14 protein-coding genes and 1 tRNA gene are annotated in these 19,582 nt (G+C 37.4%); 10 read left to right on the forward strand and 5 right to left on the reverse strand.

Going from position 1 to position 19,582, the window contains the following annotated elements:
* Window positions 1-145: 145 nt before the first annotated feature.
* Window positions 146-2,959 carry a carbamoyl-phosphate synthase large subunit gene (gene carB / locus PEDSA_RS15745; protein ID WP_013634156.1) on the forward strand — a complete coding sequence of 938 codons (2,814 nt, stop codon included), beginning with the start codon at window positions 146-148 and terminating at the stop codon, window positions 2,957-2,959.
* Window positions 2,960-3,071: 112 nt separating this feature from the next.
* A complete protein-coding gene (locus PEDSA_RS15750; RefSeq protein WP_013634157.1) occupies window positions 3,072-3,938 on the forward strand; it encodes a glycoside hydrolase family 16 protein in 867 nt (288 codons plus the stop codon).
* 161 nt (window positions 3,939-4,099) lie between these two features.
* On the opposite strand, the gene PEDSA_RS15755 is transcribed toward PEDSA_RS15750, so the two are convergent.
* From PEDSA_RS15755 to PEDSA_RS15765, 3 genes are read right to left on the reverse strand one after another with little or no spacing between them, the layout of a single operon-like run.
* Window positions 4,100-4,666, reverse strand: a complete 567-nt coding sequence (locus PEDSA_RS15755; protein ID WP_013634158.1) for a hypothetical protein — start codon at window positions 4,664-4,666, stop codon at window positions 4,100-4,102.
* A gap of 11 nt (window positions 4,667-4,677) precedes the next feature.
* Window positions 4,678-6,993: a TonB-dependent receptor gene (locus PEDSA_RS15760; RefSeq protein WP_013634159.1), complete on the reverse strand. Its 2,316-nt coding sequence runs from the start codon at window positions 6,991-6,993 to the stop codon at window positions 4,678-4,680.
* Window positions 6,994-7,027: 34 nt separating this feature from the next.
* The gene (locus PEDSA_RS15765; protein ID WP_013634160.1) at window positions 7,028-7,348 is read right to left on the reverse strand and encodes a hypothetical protein; all 321 of its coding nucleotides are present in this window, start codon (window positions 7,346-7,348) and stop codon (window positions 7,028-7,030) included.
* A 252-nt stretch (window positions 7,349-7,600) separates the two neighbouring features.
* Between PEDSA_RS15765 and PEDSA_RS15770 the strand changes: the two genes are divergently transcribed.
* From PEDSA_RS15770 to PEDSA_RS15790, 5 genes are all read left to right on the forward strand, one after another.
* A complete protein-coding gene (locus tag PEDSA_RS15770) occupies window positions 7,601-7,954 on the forward strand; it encodes a hypothetical protein (protein WP_013634161.1) in 354 nt (117 codons plus the stop codon).
* Window positions 7,951-8,634: a peptidylprolyl isomerase gene (locus PEDSA_RS15775; RefSeq protein ID WP_013634162.1), complete on the forward strand. Its 684-nt coding sequence runs from the start codon at window positions 7,951-7,953 to the stop codon at window positions 8,632-8,634. The genes PEDSA_RS15770 and PEDSA_RS15775 overlap by 4 nt, the downstream gene beginning before the upstream one ends.
* Before the next feature lie 67 nt (window positions 8,635-8,701).
* Window positions 8,702-9,469: an exodeoxyribonuclease III gene (locus PEDSA_RS15780; protein ID WP_013634163.1), complete on the forward strand. Its 768-nt coding sequence runs from the start codon at window positions 8,702-8,704 to the stop codon at window positions 9,467-9,469.
* Window positions 9,470-9,834: 365 nt separating this feature from the next.
* Entirely contained in the window at window positions 9,835-12,960 is a 3,126-nt protein-coding gene (locus PEDSA_RS15785) for a SusC/RagA family TonB-linked outer membrane protein (RefSeq protein WP_013634164.1), read from the forward strand.
* A 19-nt stretch (window positions 12,961-12,979) separates the two neighbouring features.
* Window positions 12,980-14,416: a SusD/RagB family nutrient-binding outer membrane lipoprotein gene (locus tag PEDSA_RS15790; RefSeq protein ID WP_041537508.1), complete on the forward strand. Its 1,437-nt coding sequence runs from the start codon at window positions 12,980-12,982 to the stop codon at window positions 14,414-14,416.
* Window positions 14,417-14,460: 44 nt separating this feature from the next.
* Here PEDSA_RS15790 and PEDSA_RS15795 read toward each other — a convergent pair whose 3' ends face one another.
* Window positions 14,461-15,303, reverse strand: coding sequence for a S66 peptidase family protein (locus PEDSA_RS15795; protein ID WP_013634166.1), 843 nt, complete (start codon window positions 15,301-15,303; stop codon window positions 14,461-14,463).
* 349 nt (window positions 15,304-15,652) lie between these two features.
* Here PEDSA_RS15795 and metG point away from each other — a divergent pair, with 349 nt between their 5' ends.
* The 3 genes from metG to PEDSA_RS20595 all read left to right on the forward strand — a co-directional run bounded on the left by metG (window position 15,653) and on the right by PEDSA_RS20595 (window position 18,147).
* Window positions 15,653-17,710, forward strand: coding sequence for a methionine--tRNA ligase (metG, locus tag PEDSA_RS15800; RefSeq protein WP_013634167.1), 2,058 nt, complete (start codon window positions 15,653-15,655; stop codon window positions 17,708-17,710).
* A gap of 104 nt (window positions 17,711-17,814) precedes the next feature.
* A tRNA-Arg gene (locus PEDSA_RS15805) sits at window positions 17,815-17,886 on the forward strand.
* Between the two features lie 18 nt (window positions 17,887-17,904).
* Window positions 17,905-18,147, forward strand: coding sequence for a GIY-YIG nuclease family protein (locus PEDSA_RS20595; RefSeq protein WP_013634168.1), 243 nt, complete (start codon window positions 17,905-17,907; stop codon window positions 18,145-18,147).
* A gap of 147 nt (window positions 18,148-18,294) precedes the next feature.
* Here the strand turns inward: PEDSA_RS20595 and PEDSA_RS15815 are convergent, their stop codons facing one another.
* Window positions 18,295-19,485: a hypothetical protein gene (locus tag PEDSA_RS15815; RefSeq protein WP_013634169.1), complete on the reverse strand. Its 1,191-nt coding sequence runs from the start codon at window positions 19,483-19,485 to the stop codon at window positions 18,295-18,297.
* Window positions 19,486-19,582: the final 97 nt, after the last annotated feature.

Genomic DNA, 19,582 nt, shown 5'->3' on the forward strand with positions numbered 1-19,582 from the left:
TTGTCTTGATATGATAAGACCGAATAATTGACAAATTTATCTAAAGCAGTGGAAATATTTCATTTTTTTCCTATCTTTGCATCCCGACAAACAAGTCGGGCTTTTCTATAAAAGCGTAAGAAAATCCCGAAAATAATTTACGCCAATGCCAAAAGATACGTCAATTAAATCAGTCCTGATCATCGGATCGGGTCCAATCATTATCGGTCAAGCTTGTGAATTTGACTATTCTGGTTCTCAAGCTGCTTTGTCTTTGAAAGAAGAAGGAATCGAGGTTTCAATCATCAACTCCAATCCGGCAACCATCATGACGGATAATGTGATTGCAGATCATGTTTATCTGTTACCATTAACAGTTGATTCTATCGAGCAAATTTTACAGGAACGTAAAATTGATGCGGTACTACCAACTATGGGAGGCCAAACTGCTTTGAATCTTGCTAAGGAAGCCGATGAAAGAGGTATTTGGACAAAATACGGAGTGAGGATTATAGGTGTTGATATTGCAGCTATAGAGAAAACAGAAAACAGAGAGGAGTTTAGACAGCTGATGGTAGATATCGGTGTGGGTGTAGCTCCTTCTAAGATAGCTAACTCTTTCCTTGAAGGTAAAGAAGCGGCTCAGGAAATAGGTTTTCCGTTGGTAATCCGTCCTTCCTACACATTAGGCGGTTCAGGAGGTGGTTTCGTACACAGCAAAGAAGACTTTGATGCTGCTTTAACCAGAGGTTTAACGGCGTCGCCAACTCATGAGGTTTTAGTAGAACAAGCTGTATTGGGATGGAAAGAGTTTGAGCTGGAACTGTTAAGAGATAGCAATGACAACGTTATCATCATCTGTTCTATCGAAAACTTCGATCCAATGGGAATCCATACAGGAGACTCCATTACAGTTGCTCCTGCAATGACATTGTCTGACAGAACTTATCAGGAGATGCGTAATCAGGCGATCAAGATGATGAGAGCTATCGGTAATTTTGCGGGTGGATGTAACGTACAGTTCTCTGTAAATCCAGCGAATGATGATATCATCGCCATCGAGATCAATCCTCGTGTTTCCAGATCTTCAGCGTTAGCATCGAAGGCTACTGGTTACCCAATCGCGAAAATAGCAGCTAAATTGGCTATCGGATACAACTTAGACGAACTGCAAAATCAAATTACAAAAACAACATCAGCATATTTCGAACCTACTTTAGATTATGTAATCGTTAAAATCCCTCGTTGGAACTTTGATAAATTCCCGGGAGCTAACAAAGAGTTAGGTTTACAAATGAAAGCGGTAGGTGAGGTTATGGGAATCGGGCGTTCTTTTAACGAAGCCTTACAAAAAGCTTGTCAGTCGCTGGAAATTGGTAGAGCAGGTTTAGGTGCAGATGGAAAGCAAGACAGAAGCGTAGAAGAAATTATGTACAAATTGGAGCATCCAAGCTGGGACAGATTGTTCGCTGTAAAAGATGCTTTGAGAATTGGTGTGCCAATTGAATCTGTTAGAAAAGCAACCAGAATTGACAAATGGTTCTTACACGAAATTCAGGATCTTGTTAACTTAGAAAACGAACTTAAGCGCTATACATTAAACAACATCCCTAAAGACATGTTGTTGACATTGAAACAAAAAGGTTTCTCTGATGTACAGATTGCCTGGTTGTTAGGTGTAACGGAAGATGAGGTTTACGATAAGAGAAAAGAACTGGGTATCAAGCGTGTTTATAAAATTGTAGATACCTGTGCTGCGGAATTCCCTGCGCAAACCCCTTATTACTACTCAACATATGAAGGAGAGAACGAATCTGTTCCTTCGGATAAAAAGAAAATTATTGTTCTGGGATCTGGTCCGAATAGAATTGGACAAGGTATTGAGTTCGATTACTCTTGTGTACACGGCTTATTGGCTGCTAAAGAAGAAGGTTTCGAGTCAATCATGGTGAACTGTAATCCGGAGACGGTTTCTACAGATTTTAACATGGCTGATAAACTATACTTCGAGCCAATATTCTGGGAACATGTTAGAGAGATTATCGAATTGGAGAAACCAGAAGGTGTTATTGTTCAGTTAGGTGGTCAAACTGCTCTTAAAATGGCAGAAAAACTACATGAAAGAGGAATCAAAATTATCGGTACTTCTTTCGACAACATGGACATTGCCGAAGATCGCGGGCGCTTCTCTGACTTGTTAAGAGATTTAAATATCCCTTATCCTAGATATGGTGTTGCTGAAAGTGCTGAGGAAGCATTGAAAGTAGCTAACGAAGTAGGATATCCGGTACTGGTAAGACCTTCTTATGTTTTGGGAGGACAAGGGATGAGTATTGTAATCAACGATGAAGATCTGGAAAAAGCGGTAGTGAAGTTGTTAGGTGATTTACCAGGAAACAGGGTATTGATTGATCACTTCTTAGACAGAGCAGAAGAAGCCGAGTCAGATTCAATCTTCGATGGGGAAGATATTCACATTATTGGGTTAATGGAGCATATCGAGCCAGCAGGTATTCACTCGGGAGATTCCAGTGCAGTATTACCTCCATACACATTGTCAGCAAATGTGATTAGCAAAATGGAAGAGTACACAGAAAAGTTAGCAAGAGCATTGGATATTCGTGGATTGATGAACATTCAGTTCGCCATCAAAAACGAAGATGTATATGTGATTGAAGCCAATCCGAGAGCATCAAGAACTGTTCCGTTCATTGCAAAAGCATATGATGTACCTTATGTAAATATCGCAGCTAAGGTTATGTTAGGCACTAAAAAGCTAAAGGACTTTACAATCGAAAGAAAATTAGAAGGTTATGCAATTAAACAACCTGTATTCTCTTACGATAAATTCCCTGAAGTAGCTAAGCAGTTAGGTCCTGAGATGAAATCTACGGGAGAAGCGATCTTGTTTATCAAATCTTTAGAAGATCCTTACTTTGTAAAACTGAATAAAGAAAAGTCTATGTACTTATCAAAATAAGCATTCAATCCCCGAAGTTTCTCTTCGGGGATTTTTTTAGACCCCAAATCTCTTTCTTACGTTTGCTATATAAAGATTATCTTTGATAGAATCCCATTTCTAAATAAACGTAATGAAACCTCAAAAAAATATTAAAGCCCCTAAGATTTCCTTGCTGACTCTTTTTGTTTGTGTTTTATCCCTTTCAGGTAAAACAAATGCAGAGGACAATAAACAAGTTAAAAATAAGGATTGGCAGTTTGAAACACAGCCGTTTTGGTCTGATGAGTTTGATTATAGTGGAAAACCGGACGAAAGGAAGTGGGGATATGATTTAGGTAGTGGAAACAATGGATGGGGAAATCAGGAGTTACAACATTACACGCAGGATATTAAAAATGTACGCGTAGAAAATGGTGTTTTAAAGATTTCGGCTCTGAAGGAAGATATTGAGGGCAAAAAATACAGTTCGGCCCGATTGGTTTCTAAAGGAAAAGGAGATTTTTTATATGGAAGATTTGAATTTAGAGCCAAACTGCCCGAGGGAAGAGGAACCTGGCCTGCTTTGTGGATGTTGCCGACAGATTGGGTATATGGAGGCTGGCCGAAATCTGGCGAGATAGATATTATGGAGCATGTAGGCTATGACAAAAATAATGTTCATGTTACTGTTCATACGGAAGCACACAACGGAATGAAAGGTACACAGAAAGGCAAAGCAAAGATAATTGATGGTGCCACTGCAGATTTTCATCTCTACAGGGTTGATTGGACTCCATATGCTATTAAAGGATATATCGATGATGAAAAGGTCTTCGAATACATAAATGAAGGAAAAGGATTTGAATCGTGGCCCTTTGATAAACGTTTCCACATATTAATGAATGTAGCAATAGGCGGAAGTTGGGGAGGCCAAAAAGGTGTGGATGATACTGTTTTTCCTGCTGTTATGGAAATCGATTATGTGCGGGTTTACAGGATGATTGAGCAAAAGAAATAATAAATTCCCTCATCCGCCCTTTGGGCACCTTCTCCCAGAGGTAGAAGGACAAGATAGGGACAGAAATGCAATTAGGCTGTATCAAAAGCACTTTGTCATTTCTCCTCCTAAAGTAGTCGAAATGACAAAGTTTTTAATTTTTGATGCAGCCCTCTTGTATTTTAATGATTCTCTCCTGTGGCCAGATCAAAAGAAACATTCAAATCATCAGCTCCTCCAGCCTTCACATATTCACTTCTTGGTGAGTTCCAGGGTAATAAAGGATTGGATTTTCTGATACCATGCCTTAAAATAAGGTTTAAAGTAAATGTTGGATTTTCTTTCATTACTTCAAAAACTCCCTTAAGTCCGATGTTGTCCTCGTAGGTATAGTTTAAAACACCGTTAGGTGCACCCGTGAAAAAGAATTGATGCAAATCTACGTCAGCCAATATCTCATCATTAACTAATTCGCCTTTGCTGTATAAACTGATATACATACGGTAAGCATGTCCGACAGTTAAATGATAATGCGATTTATCCGGTTTTCCAGTGGCATCAAACGTTACGGTTAAGGCAGTGCCAAGTTCATGATTGCCATCCGCTTCTAATTCAACAAAAGTTAATACTGTCTTGTCAAATTCTTCCTGATCGGTTTCCGGTACCGGATTATCTTTTTTGCAGGAAGCAATGCTTAGAGAAGCCAAAGCGAAAATCACGATCGTTAATTGTTTAAAGTATTTTTTCATTTTTTTTGTTTTTAAAATTTGTAAGATAATCTGACTACCCAATTTCTTCCGGTATCATAAGTATAATAACGGAATCGGTTGAGATAGTCTTTGTAAGAGGTATTGAATACATTGAATATCGATGTATTAATATCCAGTCGGTTTTCTCCAATTTTATAGCCTATTCCTCCTGTGATATTGAACAAATTGTACGCTGCCGGAGCGGGAGCAAAGTCATTTTGATCGGAATATCGTGTTTGTTTTGCCGAATAAATATGTTCTACGCTGAGGAAGGGTAAAGACCATTTTTTTTCTGTAGCCTTAAGGTTCCAGGTCAGGCTATTGCTAATTCTGTCCACAGGAATCATTGGTAAATAGGATTTGTTAACGATGTCTTTTGCTTTTACCAATGAACCTTTTAGTTGCCAGTTAAAACTATTATTTATGCTGTAAATACTTTGTAAATCAGCACCAAAGAAAGTAGCATTAGTTTGCTTGTAGTAAAATATCGGAAAAGCTCCCCTTTGCGATTCTGAGAAAGTTCCATTAGGCTGCAGGAAAATATAATCGGCAATATAGTTGGCATAAAGACTTAATTCTGTCTTCCATCTTCTTCCATCATATGAAAGTGTATTGATCCATTTATATCCCTTCTCACTGTTCAGGTTCTTGTCTCCAATCTCTACAGATGCCGTTCCGTGATGCAGACCTCTGCTATATAGCTCATTGACAGATGGTGGCCGCCAGGCCAGGCTTAAATCGGATCTAAAATCCAAATGAGGTTTCACATGGAACAAGCTTCCTAAAGAAAAACTGACATTGTGGAATTTATGCTTTCCACCGTACCAGACTTTTGCGGAATCGTATCCCGCGGCATCAATAGCTTTGTAGTCGTACCGTAAGCCTCCTTCCAGAACTACGTGTTTCAGACCTACTTTTTTAATAATAAATAAAGCGGGGTTAAAGCTATCGTAATTCGGGATTAATGGTGTAACCTGTGTGCCTGGAACATTATTGTTTACGATAATTGCCGTATTAATCCCATATTTTATATAGGAGTTATTCGACTGATTTTTCTCGTAAATAAGTTCCAGATTTTGAGCTGTAAGATTAAGGTCCAGAGCGGGAACATCATCTTTGCCCCCTCTGCGTAAATCGTACTCCTGCCTGAAATCTTTTTGAAAACTATAGCCTAATTTAAGAGTACCGTTGTTCGCCAGATATTTCTTTCCTTCTAATTTTAACAAGTGGTGGTTCACCTCTTGTCTGGGAACACCTATCAGGTAAGAGAAACTCCCCTTAGAGAAAGGTCGTCCGTTGGCAATAGCATCTTTCAGATCATTTACACTACCAATGTGCGCACCTTCGAAAATCCCGAGAGTAGTGTTGAATGTAGAAAGCATAAGCTCTGTTTCAAAAGATTTTCGCTTATAACCCAATGTCAGAGAACCATTAATTTCATTGGAACCCGTATTATTTAAATAATAACCGGGCGCAGATGAATTGCCGGCTTTTTTTAATGTTCCCTGTAAGCGCCAGGCTAAAGTTTCGTCTTTCATTGCTCCTTCTATTTTGCCGGAAACTATACCCATTCTCGAGTTTGAAGCTCCAACCAGATTGATTTCGGAAGAGAAAGGGGAATGATAGTTTAGAGCGGCTGGGTTGAGTAAGATAATGCCGCCCAAAGCATCTGCTCCGTATTCTACGCCCGCAGCTCCCTTTATTACCGAGATATCTTTGGCAATAAATGGGTCAACTTCCGGAGCGTGTTCGCTTCCCCATTGCTGTCCTTCTAAACGCACTCCTGAGTTATAAATTAATATCCTATCAGAATGCATTCCATGAATCACAGGTTTAGATATAGTTGGACCGGTTTGAATAGAATTCACTCCAGCAATATTTTTCAAAGACTCACCTAAGCTTTGCCCCCTGGATAAGTCTAATACTCTGTCATCTAATTTTTGTGCGGTATATACAGGCTCTGCAGTAGCCTGTTTACCGATCACCTGTATTTCAGACAAGGTGGTATTGTCTAAAGACAAGTAGATGTTCATCTCTGTGCTCTTATTTATTTCAATAAGGAAAACCTTCTTTTTATATCCTAAAAAAGAAACCTCAACATTATATTTTCCTTTACATAGCTTGTTAAAATGGAAATGTCCATCAGCATCGCTCAAGGAGTTTTTTTGGATAGAAGATATGCTAATGTTAGCACCGGCTAACACAGATTGATCTTTGGCATCTTTGACTGTTCCGTAAAAAACAATATCACAAGATTGGGCTTTGCCAGACAGAGCCAGCAAAACAAAAGCACAAAGTATTATGCAATACTTTTTTATTCGTATCATTAAATTGGATTAAAATAGCTTAATAAATATTTTCTTAGGCTATTTCAACAGGAGGGGCTTTATTACTTGGACGTAAAACAGTGTTATAATAATCTCCAATTTGCGACCGCTCTTTGTAAAAGAAGCTTAACGTGGAAAAAATAAAAATTTGTTTGCCAAGTAAAGCAGCCGTAAAGTGGAAATAATTAACGGGTTTACAACACGGTTTTTCATACTTATGGATTTCGTATGTACCCGCGTTTTTGTGAAGTGTTTCCTGATGGGCATGAAATATTTCATGAAAAGGAATAGCAATTTGCGATACCGAAAAGAGTAAAGCAAACGTAATAAACCTTATAAAAGCATTCTTGCTCATCGCTGCAAAGATAAGGTAAAAAAAATATTAAAAGGAAGAATAACGATAATTTGACGTTTTAGAGTGCTTTTAAAGCCTTCTGATTTTGTAATCATTGGCATGTTATAGGGATATTGAAAAGCACAAATGGAATACTTAGCGAAATGAAATGGGGTTGAATCATAAATCCTGTCTAAGTTCTATTTGAAGCAATTTGCTTTTTGACTTTTAATTTTGATTTTAAACTCTATATAAGACTATCTTTGTTTTGATATGACAGCACAAGAAGTTAATGCCAGGTTTTCCAGGCTTCAGCATATTTTAGCTAACGAATTTGATCATGAAAAACCGGATATAAAAGTTATCCTGTTTTTGATAGGGATACAGGAATTAGGAAAAGGAGTTCAAAAGTTCAGTAAAAGGCAGAAAGAAGAATTAATGCATATTGCAACTTGCAGATTATTTTCTGAAATGGGTTTTTACGAATTGGAAGGATTGGATCAGGATGGTTGGCCGCATTGGAAAAAAGTAAAGCAAATCCCAAACTATACGCTTCTAGAACAGGAGCATTTGTTAAGGACATTAATAGTAAACTACTTTCAAGATATATACCCTGAAATAATATGAGGAAAGCTTTATTGTGCCTTTTATTTGTTTTCGGAACAGTGCAGCTTTGGGCGGCTAAACCCAAAGACGTGTTTATTAAAATATCAACCAATAAGGGCGATATGATTTTAAAGCTATTCAATGAAACACCTAAGCATAGAGATAATTTTGTTAAGATTATCAAAGCGGGTACATTGGAGAAGACGTTGTTCCACAGAGTGATAAAAGGTTTCATGATTCAGGGAGGCGATCCCGATTCGAAAAATGCTAAAGAAAACCAGCTTTTAGGTATGGGCGATCTGGGGTATACCATTCCCGCCGAATTTAATCCCGGCTTGATCCATAAAAAAGGTGCTTTGGCAGCAGCCAGAAATAATAATCCGGAAAGGGCATCAAGCGCGTCTCAGTTTTATATTGTCGAGGGAAAAGTGTACAATGATATGCAGCTGAATTATATGGAGCAGGACAAAGGCGTAAAGATTTCAGAGGAACATAAAGCAATTTATAAAACGATAGGAGGTACTCCGTTTTTAGATGGTGAATACACTGTTTTTGGCGAAACTTTAAGAGGTCTTGATGTGTTGGATGCTATTTCTTCGGTTAAAGTGGATAAGAATAACAGGCCTGTAGAAAATATTAGCATGAAGGTTAGTCTGTTAAAAAAGAAGGAAATCAGGAAACTTTTAAAGAATAAAATATAATGTTTGAGATATCAGGTATAAAGAGATAAAAGCTCTTTATACCTGATATCTGATACTTTCGAAAAAAATGAAAATAATATCGTATAACGTTAACGGAATTAGGGCGGCAATAAATAAAGGCTGGTTGGATTGGCTACAGGCGACAAACGCAGATGTGGTTTGTCTTCAGGAAATTAAAGCTACTCCGGATCAAATTCAGGACATACATAAGTTAAGTGAGTTGGGATATCACCACTTTTGGTACCCGGCAAAGAAAAAGGGTTATAGCGGAACGGCTATTCTGACTAAACATGAGCCTTTGCATGTAGAATATGGATGCGGAATAGAAGCTTATGACGACGAAGGCAGAGTGATAAGAGCTGATTTTGAAAAGTTCTCCGTAATTAGTGCTTATTTTCCTTCCGGATCTAGCGGGGACGAAAGACAGCATTTTAAATACCAGTTTTTAGCAGATTTTGAAATTTATGCTGCAGATTTAATGAATACTTATCCTAATTTATTGATTTGCGGGGATTATAATATTTGTCACAGAGCTATAGATATCCATAACCCTAAATCCAATGCCAACTCGTCTGGATTCTTACCGGAAGAGCGTGAGTGGATGGAAAGGTTTATAAATTCCGGGTTTATAGATACTTTCCGACACCTTAATCCAGATCCTCACCATTATACCTGGTGGAGCTACAGAGCTGGCGCCAGAGCAAAAAACTTAGGTTGGCGTATTGATTACCATTTATTGTCTTCTACAATGGTGGAAAACATAAAAAGAGCGGCTATTTTACCAGAGGCTAAACATTCTGATCACTGTCCGATATTATTGGAACTCCAGTGGTAATTCTATTATTTACTTAATTTTTTTACTTTCTGTCTTGTCCTGTTGTTCCTTTTGTGACAAGACAGAAGGAGGGTCGAGCTAACAGACTTTATTTATGAGAAGTATTCTAACGTTCTATTCTAGTGGTGTTTTCCTGAAAGAATGAGCTAATAATATTTATTCTCTTAATCTCACTGTAACTAAAATGTTAGGCGTGGAATTCTGGTAGTTTAATATTGTAATGATTTGGTATCTTAATTACATAAAACATTTTCATATCCAAAATGTTACTCTAGTATGATGTGGGATCACTTTTACATAAGCAAATGATAACACTATATTTAACACTAATTAACACTAATATTTAACTAATTTTATTTCAAGCCATGAAAAAACTTGTACGAAGTTTATTCATAATGCTGTTTGTAGCGACATCTGTAATGGCTCAGGAGAGAACAATTACAGGTACTGTTACTTCTGCTGAAGATGGGTTTCCTTTGCCAGGGGTGTCCGTTTCAGTAAAAGGTACAACTGCCGGAACGCAAACGAATGTGAATGGACAGTATTCTATTAAAACTAGCACATCTAATCCGGTGTTAGTGTTTTCTTTTATCGGAACAAAAACTCAGGAATTGGCGGTACCCTCGTCAAATGTTTTGAATGTTAAATTGGCTGCTGACGCTGAGCAATTGAGCGAGGTTGTGGTTACGGCTCTAGGTATTTCTAGAGAAGCCAAGTCCCTAGGTTATAGTTCTACTACTCTAAAGGCCGATGATCTGGACAGAGCAAGAGAAACTAACGTGTTAAATTCTCTTGCAGGAAAAGCTGCCGGTGTAAGAGTTAATACCCAATCTGGTACAGTTGGAGGTTCTACAAAGGTTACAATTCGCGGAGTAAACTCTCTTGGAGGAACGTATCCTTTATATGTTATAGATGGGCTTACGGTAACAGAATCTACCGCAAGCGGAGGAACTACTGCGAATAATGTTGATTTCGGTAACAGACTAGGAGATATAAGCCCTGATGATATTGAAACAATGACTGTTTTGAAGGGGTCAGCAGCTACAGCTCTATACGGAGCAAGAGCAAAAGATGGCGCTATTATAATCACTACGAAGCGAGGAAAAAAAGGAAGCACTGCACAGATAACTGTTAACTCTTCTGTTAGATTTAGTTCTCCATTAGTTTTACCTGATTTTCAAAATGAATATGCGCAAGGAAATCAAGGGGCATATCAATTAACTCAGACAAATGGATGGGGACCACGTATTGCGGATGTTAAAGGTCAGACTTTTGAGAATTTTTTAGGTGATAACGTTGAATTACAGGCTTATCCCGATAACGTGAAAGATTATTTTCAAACGGGTGTTTCTGGAATGAACAATGTTTCTATTGCAGGCGGTGGTGATAACTCAGACTATAGAGTAAGCTTTTCAAGCGCAAATGAAAAGGGAATTATTCCTCAATCTAAATTAAATCGATATACATTGTCCGTAAACGCTGGCAAAGATTTTAATGATAAGTTATCCTCAAGATTTACAGGATCATACACTTCTATTACTTCTGATGGTAGGCCGGCCCAAAGTTCGAATAATACTAATGCGTTAATACCAACAATTTTTGGACTCCCTCGTACAGTAGATATAAATCTGCTTAAAGATAATTTTGAAGACCCAACTACTGGAGATCAAATATTCTTAAGTCCAAACCGTAATGGTAATAATCCTTATTGGATTATGAATTATAATAGGAATGGTAATACGGTTGATAGGTTTGTAGGTACTTATACGTTAACATATAAGCCGACAAAATGGATGAGTGTTTCAAATAATTTCGGTTCTGATATTTATACCGAGAAGAGATCTCTTTTGGTAAGAAAGGGAACTGCAGGGTTTTTACAAGGTAAATTTACCAACTTCGATTTATTAAATAAACAGATTAATAATGATTTGATCGCTACTCTTGATGGTAATGATTTAATCGAAGATTTTAAATTTAAATTTAAATTGATAGTTGGCGGAAATATCAATCAAAGATTCTCTCAAAGCACAAATATCGAAGCTGTTAATCTTACAATAGATCAGCTTTATACTTATACGAATGCAGCGTCTAAAAACCCTACACAAGAATATATCAAAAGAAGAATGTTGGGAGTGTTTGGTGATTTAGGCATTAGTTACAAAGACTTCCTTTATTTAAATGTAACTGGAAGGAATGATTGGACATCTACTTTACCAATCGAGAATAGATCTTATTTTTATCCTTCTGTGAGTGGATCCTTAATTTTCTCTGAGTTATTAAAAGAGAAAAATATGGACTGGCTTTCTTTTGGTAAATTGAGGGCTAGTTGGGCTTCTTTGGGAAGTGATTTGCCAGCTTATCAATTAGACTATCAATATTCTCCTACATCAACAGTTTTTTTGCAGTATGTAAGTGCTAATGCTATTGCTTTTCCAGCCGGTCCAATTACTACTGCTTTTACTACACCGAGGATATTTCCAAATAATACATTGAAGCCTCAAAGGCAAAATTCACTAGAATTTGGAGTTGATTTGAGATTTTTGAACAATCGAATAGGTCTTGATTTTTCTTATTATAACAACAGAACAAAAGATCAATTGATACCAATTACCGTTTCTCCATCAACAGGTTATTTTTCTAAATATGTAAATGCCGGTGAAGTACAGAACACAGGTGTTGAGATTGCGTTAAATTTGGTTCCTGTCAAGACTAAAGATTTCTCGTGGGGAATTGACTTTAACTTTGCAGATAACAATCAAAAAGTTCGTTCTCTTGCTCCTGGTGTACCTCAATATAGTTTAGCCTCAGGATATAGCGGTTTGGACATAAAAGCTGAAATAGGCGAATCTTTCGGATTGTATGGTTCAAAGTGGCTAAGAAATGAAAATGGAGATATAATTGTTGATGCTGTAACCGGTCTTAAAAAGACACAAACTGCACAGAGATTGGGAAGCATTTATGCGGATTGGACTATGGGTATAAATAATAGTTTCTCTTACAAAAATTTCAACTTCAGTGCTTTACTCGATATTAGAAAAGGAGGGGTGTTTTACTCAGGAACAGTTGCTTCTCTTAGATCTAGTGGTTTGGCAGTTGAAACTGGTGGAGAAAGAACTCCTATTGTTATAGACGGGGTAGTAGAATCTAACGGATCGTACATTCCGAACACAAAAGCTATACCAGCACAAAACTATTGGGCGGCTGAGGGCAATACAACGAACACTGAAGCTAACGTTTTCGATGCAGGATTCGTTAAACTGAGAGAAGTTTTGCTTTCTTACAGGGTGCCTTCTACTGTATTTAAAAATTCTTTTGTGAAAGGTGTGGAGTTTGGATTAGAAGGTAGAAACCTTTGGTTAATTAAGAGCCATGTTCCACATGTTGATCCCGAACTTAATTTCTTTGGATCGGGTACAGCAGGCGAGGGAGTCGAGTTTTTTAGTATTCCTACTACAAGGACTGTGGGCTTTAACTTGAGATTGACTCTTTAATATTAGGATTATGATAGCAATGAAGAAAAAAATAATATTGGGCCTAATGATAGGTAGTTTAGCATTAGGGTCATGTAAAAAATTTTTGGATATTAATACAGATCCAAACAAATCTACTAGTGTAGAGCCGAAATTATTGTTCGGTTATGCTGTAACAGCTTGGGATGTGAATAAAAACAGTGGTGATAGCTGGATGAACTTAGGTTTTATAGGCCAGACTATTGCAAATGGAGGAGATTTTTCTGACAATTGGGGAGCATTCGATATCTACGACTTAAGTCAGAATTCGATGAGCAATAATTTTAGAATGGCTTACAGTACAGCAGGTAATAATTTGGTTCAGGCAATTAAAATTGCTGAATCATCTAGTCCTGCGAATAATAATGCGGCTGCCCAATGTAAAATTTTGTTAGCTCAAATTATGTTCGAGACGACAATGAATTTTGGCGATATCCCATATTCTCAGGCATTTGAGCCAGAGAAATATCCGAATCCAAAATATGATTCGCAAAAGGATATCTTGGAAGATCTGTTGTTAACATTGGATGAAGCAAAATCTCAAATGGATCCAACCAGTCCTTTGAAGATTGCTGATTACGATATTTTCTATTCCGGCGATTTGGCTAAATGGAAAAAATACGCTAACAGCCTAAAATTCAAAATTCTGATGGTGATGGTTGATAAAGACCCTTCAAAAGCGTCTGCAATAGCGGCATTGGTGCAGGATCCATCTCAGTTGGTTAATGCTGCTTCAGAAAATGTTAGAGTACCATATTCCACAACGCCAAACAATGAAAACCCTAAATACCGGTTATTTCTAGAAGACAATCCGTTCACATATGCAAATAAAGTGATGACGGATATTATGGTGCCTAAAAATGACCCTCGTTTATCTAAATATTTTGATTTACCCGCAGGAGAAACACAATATATAGGTGTTGAGTCTAACGTAGATGCAGATAAACATACTGCTTTATTGGGGAAATATATGTTTAGAAAAGATGCCCCGTCATTAATTGTTTCTTATCAGGAAATGTTATTCTTGGAGGCAGAAGTTTATGCGAGGGGAATAGGTGTTACAAAAGATATTTCTAAAGCAAACGATTTATATAAGGCCGCTTTAATTGAGGCAATGAGGTTTTATGAAGTTCCTCAAGTTCAAATAGATAATTATATCGCTAATAACTTAGTTGATTTAAGAACAGCGGCAGATCCGGTTAAGGAAATACATTTGGAACAGTGGGTTGATTTAATGGATAGGCCTGTAGAGGCTTTTATTCAGTGGAGAAGATCTGGGCCAGAAGGAAGTGAAGTTCCTACTTTAAAAGTTCCATTTGGAGCGACTTCAGGGGCATTGCTTAGAAGATATATTCTACCTTCTACAGAGACAAACTCTAATTCATCAGCACCGTCACCGATACCACCTTACTACGAAAAAGTTTGGTTTGATTTATAATTTGTAAAAACAAAAAATCCCGAGAAACTCTCGGGATTTTTTGTTTAAAGAATCTTTTTTCCAAAGACTATCGCCCAATTATCATCAATATGCCCTGCGGGGAAATTAAAAACAACGGGGTAATTATACTGACCAACGACACCCATCACGATTTCCTCTATAGAAAATCCAAACGGGTTATCATTGTCTTTCATAGCTGTAAAGCCGCCAACGAGCAAGCCTTTTAAATTTTCAAGTTTACCGGCGCGATCCAAAGCTCTTAACATTCTATCTACGGCATAATAATACTCAGCAACGTCTTCAATAAAAAGAATTTTGCCGTCGTAAACGGGATCGCTTTCAGAGCCTAAAACAGAAAGAAGAATACTTAAATTACCTCCAATAACAGGCGCTTTAGGCAAGGATTCCAATCCAGCGATAGGATATTCAATCTTTTCACCAAACAAAGCCTTTCTTAAAGATTCTATTCCACCAGCTGTACTGTCAGGAATGTTTGCTGGCATTTGTCCATGAATACTTTGTATTCCTAATCTGTTTAAATGCCCATGAAAAACGGTAATATCGCTAAAACCTACTATCCATTTAGGATGGGATAAGAGGTTAGAAAAATCAATACTATCAATAATTCTCACACTGCCATATCCGCCTCGCGCTGCAAAAATGGCTTTAACGGAGTTGTCATCAATAAAAGTCTGTAACTCCTGTGCTCTAAATTTGTCATCACCAGCGAACTGGTGAAATTGAGAGTTAACCGTCTCTCCAATTATAACTTCCAGTCCCCAGGACTCCATCAGCTCAACAGCTTGATTCATTGGATTTAAAGGAAATTTAGCAGGACAGCTAATGGCTACTTTATCGCCTTTTTTTAGGTATGGAGGTTGAATCATATCAAAAATGTCTGAATGAATTATTTAATCTGAGGTCAATATATAAAGAATAGCCCGCTAAAAAGGTGCCAATAGTAATATTGAATTCAATTGTACACTTTTTCCTATACTATACTATTTTGTCATTAAATAGATAAAGCATCTCATGCTATTCTCAAGCCCTTCTCATAACGAAGGATGCAAAAATGAGCGCAACAGGTGGGATATGCTAATATCGTATAGAAATATTGGATTTTAGGGATTATATCTGCGAATGCAGAGCAAGGTATTATTCGAACAATAGTACCAATATACAAACAAATCTCATCATTAACAATTATCTTTGTACCTTAAATTAAAAAAGAAGAAATTGGATCAGAGTAATATTAAAAGATATACCATAACAGCTGCTTTACCTTATGCAAATGGGCCAAAGCATATCGGACACCTGGCGGGAGCGTACATTCCGGCAGATTTATACGTAAGATATTTAAGATTAAAAGAGAGAGATGTAGTTTTTGTTTGCGGATCAGATGAGCATGGTACAGCGATAGCGAACCAGGCGATGAAGGAAAATACAACTCCCAGAGCTATTATCGATAAATATCATACATTGATAGAGGAGTGTTTCAGCAAATTAGGGATTTCTTTTGATATTTATCATCGTACAAGTGAGCCTATTCATCACGAAACCGCTCAGGATTTTTTTAGAGTTCTGGACAACAAGGATATATTCAAGGTAGAATCTTCTGAGCAGTATTATGATGAAGAAGCCCACGCCTTTTTAGCAGATCGATATATAAAAGGAACTTGTCCAAACTGTGGCGATCACAATGCTTACGGGGATCAGTGTGAAAAATGTGGTACTTCTTTAAGTCCCGATGAGCTGATCAACCCGATATCTACTTTAACGGGCAATAAGCCGGTTAAAAAGATGACCAAACATTGGTATTTGCCATTGAATGAATATGAAGGCTTTTTAAAAGAGTGGATTTTAGAAGGACATAAGTCAGATTGGAAAACAAATGTCTATGGCCAATGTAAAAGTTGGATTGACGGAGGTTTACATCCACGAGCGGTAACCCGTGATTTGGATTGGGGAATTAAAGTTCCTGCACAGGATGCAGAAGGTAAAGTACTTTATGTTTGGTTTGATGCACCGATAGGTTATATTTCTGCAACTAAGCAATGGGCTATAGATAATAACAAAGATTGGGAAGTATATTGGAAAGATAAGGAAACTAAGTTGGTTCACTTTATTGGAAAAGACAATATTGTTTTCCATTGTATTGTTTTTCCAGTGATGTTGAAAACCCATGGAGAGTTTATTTTGCCAGACAATGTTCCTGCAAATGAGTTTATGAACCTGGAAGGTGATAAAATGTCCACTTCCAGAGGTTGGAGTATCGAAATGCATGAGTATCTGGAAGACTTTCCAACAAGAATAGATGAATTGAGGTATTATCTGGCAAGTATAGCTCCGGAAACCAGCGATAGTGAATTTACATGGAAAGACTATCAGGCTCGTGTAAATAACGAATTGGTGGCTATTCTGGGAAATTTTGTGAATCGTGTGATGATTTTGATGCAGAAATATTTTGCTGGAAAAATTGAAAGCGACGGTAAAATGGAACTTAAAGATGCAGCAATAAGTGCCGATATCAAAAGTCTTTATAGCGAAGTTGAACAATCTTTTGAAGCTTACAAGTTTAGACAAGCATTGGCAAGTGCTATGGATATTGCCCGTTTGGGAAATAAATACCTGACGGAAAAAGAACCGTGGAAATCTTATAAGGAGGGTCCTGAAGAAGCTAGAGAGGTATTGCATAATTGTTTGCATATTATCGCTCATGCTGCGATCTGTTTACAACCTTTCCTCCCAAACACAGCCAAAAAGATGTTTAATATGCTGAATTTAAAAGACGAATATAAGTTTGGCGAAGAGGTTGTTTTCGAAGCGGGTCATCAATTAAATCAGGCCACTTTGTTATTCGAAAAAGTAGAAGACGATGTGATTGCTAAACAAATACAAAAATTGATTGATAAAAAAGAGACAATAGAAAAAGCCAAATCCCAGGACGTGGAAGTTACACCCGCAAAGGAAAATATTACTTTTGATCAGTTTTCCGCAATGGATATCAGAACAGGAGTGATTCTGGAAGCTGAGAAAGTAGCTAAAACCAAAAAGTTGTTGAAGTTGAAGGTAGACACGGGAATCGACATTCGAACAGTCGTGTCTGGGATAGCAGAACATTATCAGCCCGAAGATATAATTGGCCAGCAAGTTAGTATTTTGGTTAATTTAGAACCGCGGGAAATTAAAGGAATACAATCCCAAGGGATGATTTTAATGGCTGAAAATGCAGAAGGGAAACTTTGTTTTGTTGCGCCAATCGATAAATTTAATGCTGGAAGTGTGGTGAGATAATCTCCTTTTGATTATATTTGCCCAGCTTTAAAGCAGGTTAGGCCCTGTAGTTCAACGTCCGCTTCGCAGAAGCCGTTCGGATAGAGAATGGAATAAGCTTGATAGGTCTCGTAGTTCAACGGATAGAATAGAAGTTTCCTAAACTTTAGATACAGGTTCGATTCCTGTCGAGACCACATATTTAGATGGCTATGATGTATTATGCATATGTTATCAAAAGTGAAAAGTGTGATTACCTTTACAAGGGGCACTGCCGTGATCTTGAATTAAGATTGCGCCAGCATAATTCAGGTCAAACAAAGTCCATCATTCCCTATATTCCTTTCAAGCTTATTTATTATGAAGAATTTGAATGTGTAGAAGATGCAATGATAAGAGAGAAATATTTCAAAAGTTCTGCAGGGAGGAGATATCTGAAGTCTAGGCTGAGCCTGTAGTTCAACGCCCGCCCGGCCGAAGCCGTTCGGACGGGGATAGAATAGAAGTTTCCTAAACATTTGATAGCAGTTCGATTCTGCTCGGGGCTACAACAAAGAAGAAGCCATCTCAAAAGAGACGGCTTCTTCTTTGTTACTAATTTAGCTTTATTTCACCTCCTCAAATGGATTCGATGAATCTCCGGTCCAACGGTACAATTGAAGTTTACAATATTGTTTTTTATCTGTTGATATCCCGTTTTGAGAGATATAAAAGTATCCATTTCCTAGAGAGTGAATACCTGTTGAACCCCATTTAAAGTCCCAACCATATACACCACTTTTTTCATCATGCATACCAGCTTTTGCCAATTGTAAAACTAAACCCTTTTCTTTTTTGTCGAAACCTTTTAACTCTTTCAAAACAGCCTTTTTAGATGCATCTATTGCAAATAAGCTGTAGTTAGGGAATTCTGGTTTTTTTCCTTTATATACTGCTGAAAACCAATAACCTGTATTGCTGTCATATTCCAAATTTTGTATGCCGTAAGATGTGTTTCCCGTGTATACAAAATACTTGTTTAAAGGCTTTTCTGGCCCAACCAGACTAAAGTTGGTTTGAGAAAGAGGTCTTTCATATTGTTTAAGTGTATTTGCGTCGTATTGCAAAATAACCTGGTAATCATTATCGCTGCGAGAAGTTTCACCGTATATCCCATAAGCAACATTTAAGAAGAGCTTGCTGTCTTTTTTCTGGCCGAATTGCGGACCAAAAGCAACGCCATCTATGCCACTGCAACCATAACGATGTTCCACCCGTTTACCTTTATTGGTTACTGTTGCTATATAGTCGTCAACCGCTTCTTTTATATATATGGTATTGACAATATTGTCTTTTTCGGCATCCATGCCCTGACGAACAATTTTATTACCATCAATAATAGCAATATGAAAAGAACTTTGTTGAATCTGTTTGGAATCGTCTCCCAATCCTTTTAAAATCCCTTTACCTATTTTGTCATTTTTATACTCCAATGAAGCATAAATACGTCCGTCTTCAGGGTTGACATCTAAACAGCCTAAGTGACCAACAAAACCTTCTACACTACCTATAATCTCGCCTTTCAGGTTTGTTTTGATTAAGCTTGTAGTAAAAGAGAAGTATACATATCCGCGTTGTGTATCAACTACAACACCCTGTACATGGAATTTGCCATCTTCATAGTAGATTTGGCGGGGCAGTTTATTAATAAGCTCCTGTGTTTTTTTGTCATCAGGTTTTTGTTTATTTAGGGAAGCATTGCTTGAGTAAGTTATAAAAAGTGTTAAAAGTATTGTCAGGAAGTTTTTGAAGTTCATTTGTATGATTGTTGTTTAAATACGGTCATCTCTTACTGCAAGTTAGCAAACATCAGTAATAAAAAGAAGCATAAACGAAAAATAGAAACATTAATAA

The organism is Pseudopedobacter saltans DSM 12145, assembly GCF_000190735.1.
GTDB classification, from domain to species: Bacteria; Bacteroidota; Bacteroidia; order Sphingobacteriales; family Sphingobacteriaceae; genus Pseudopedobacter; species Pseudopedobacter saltans.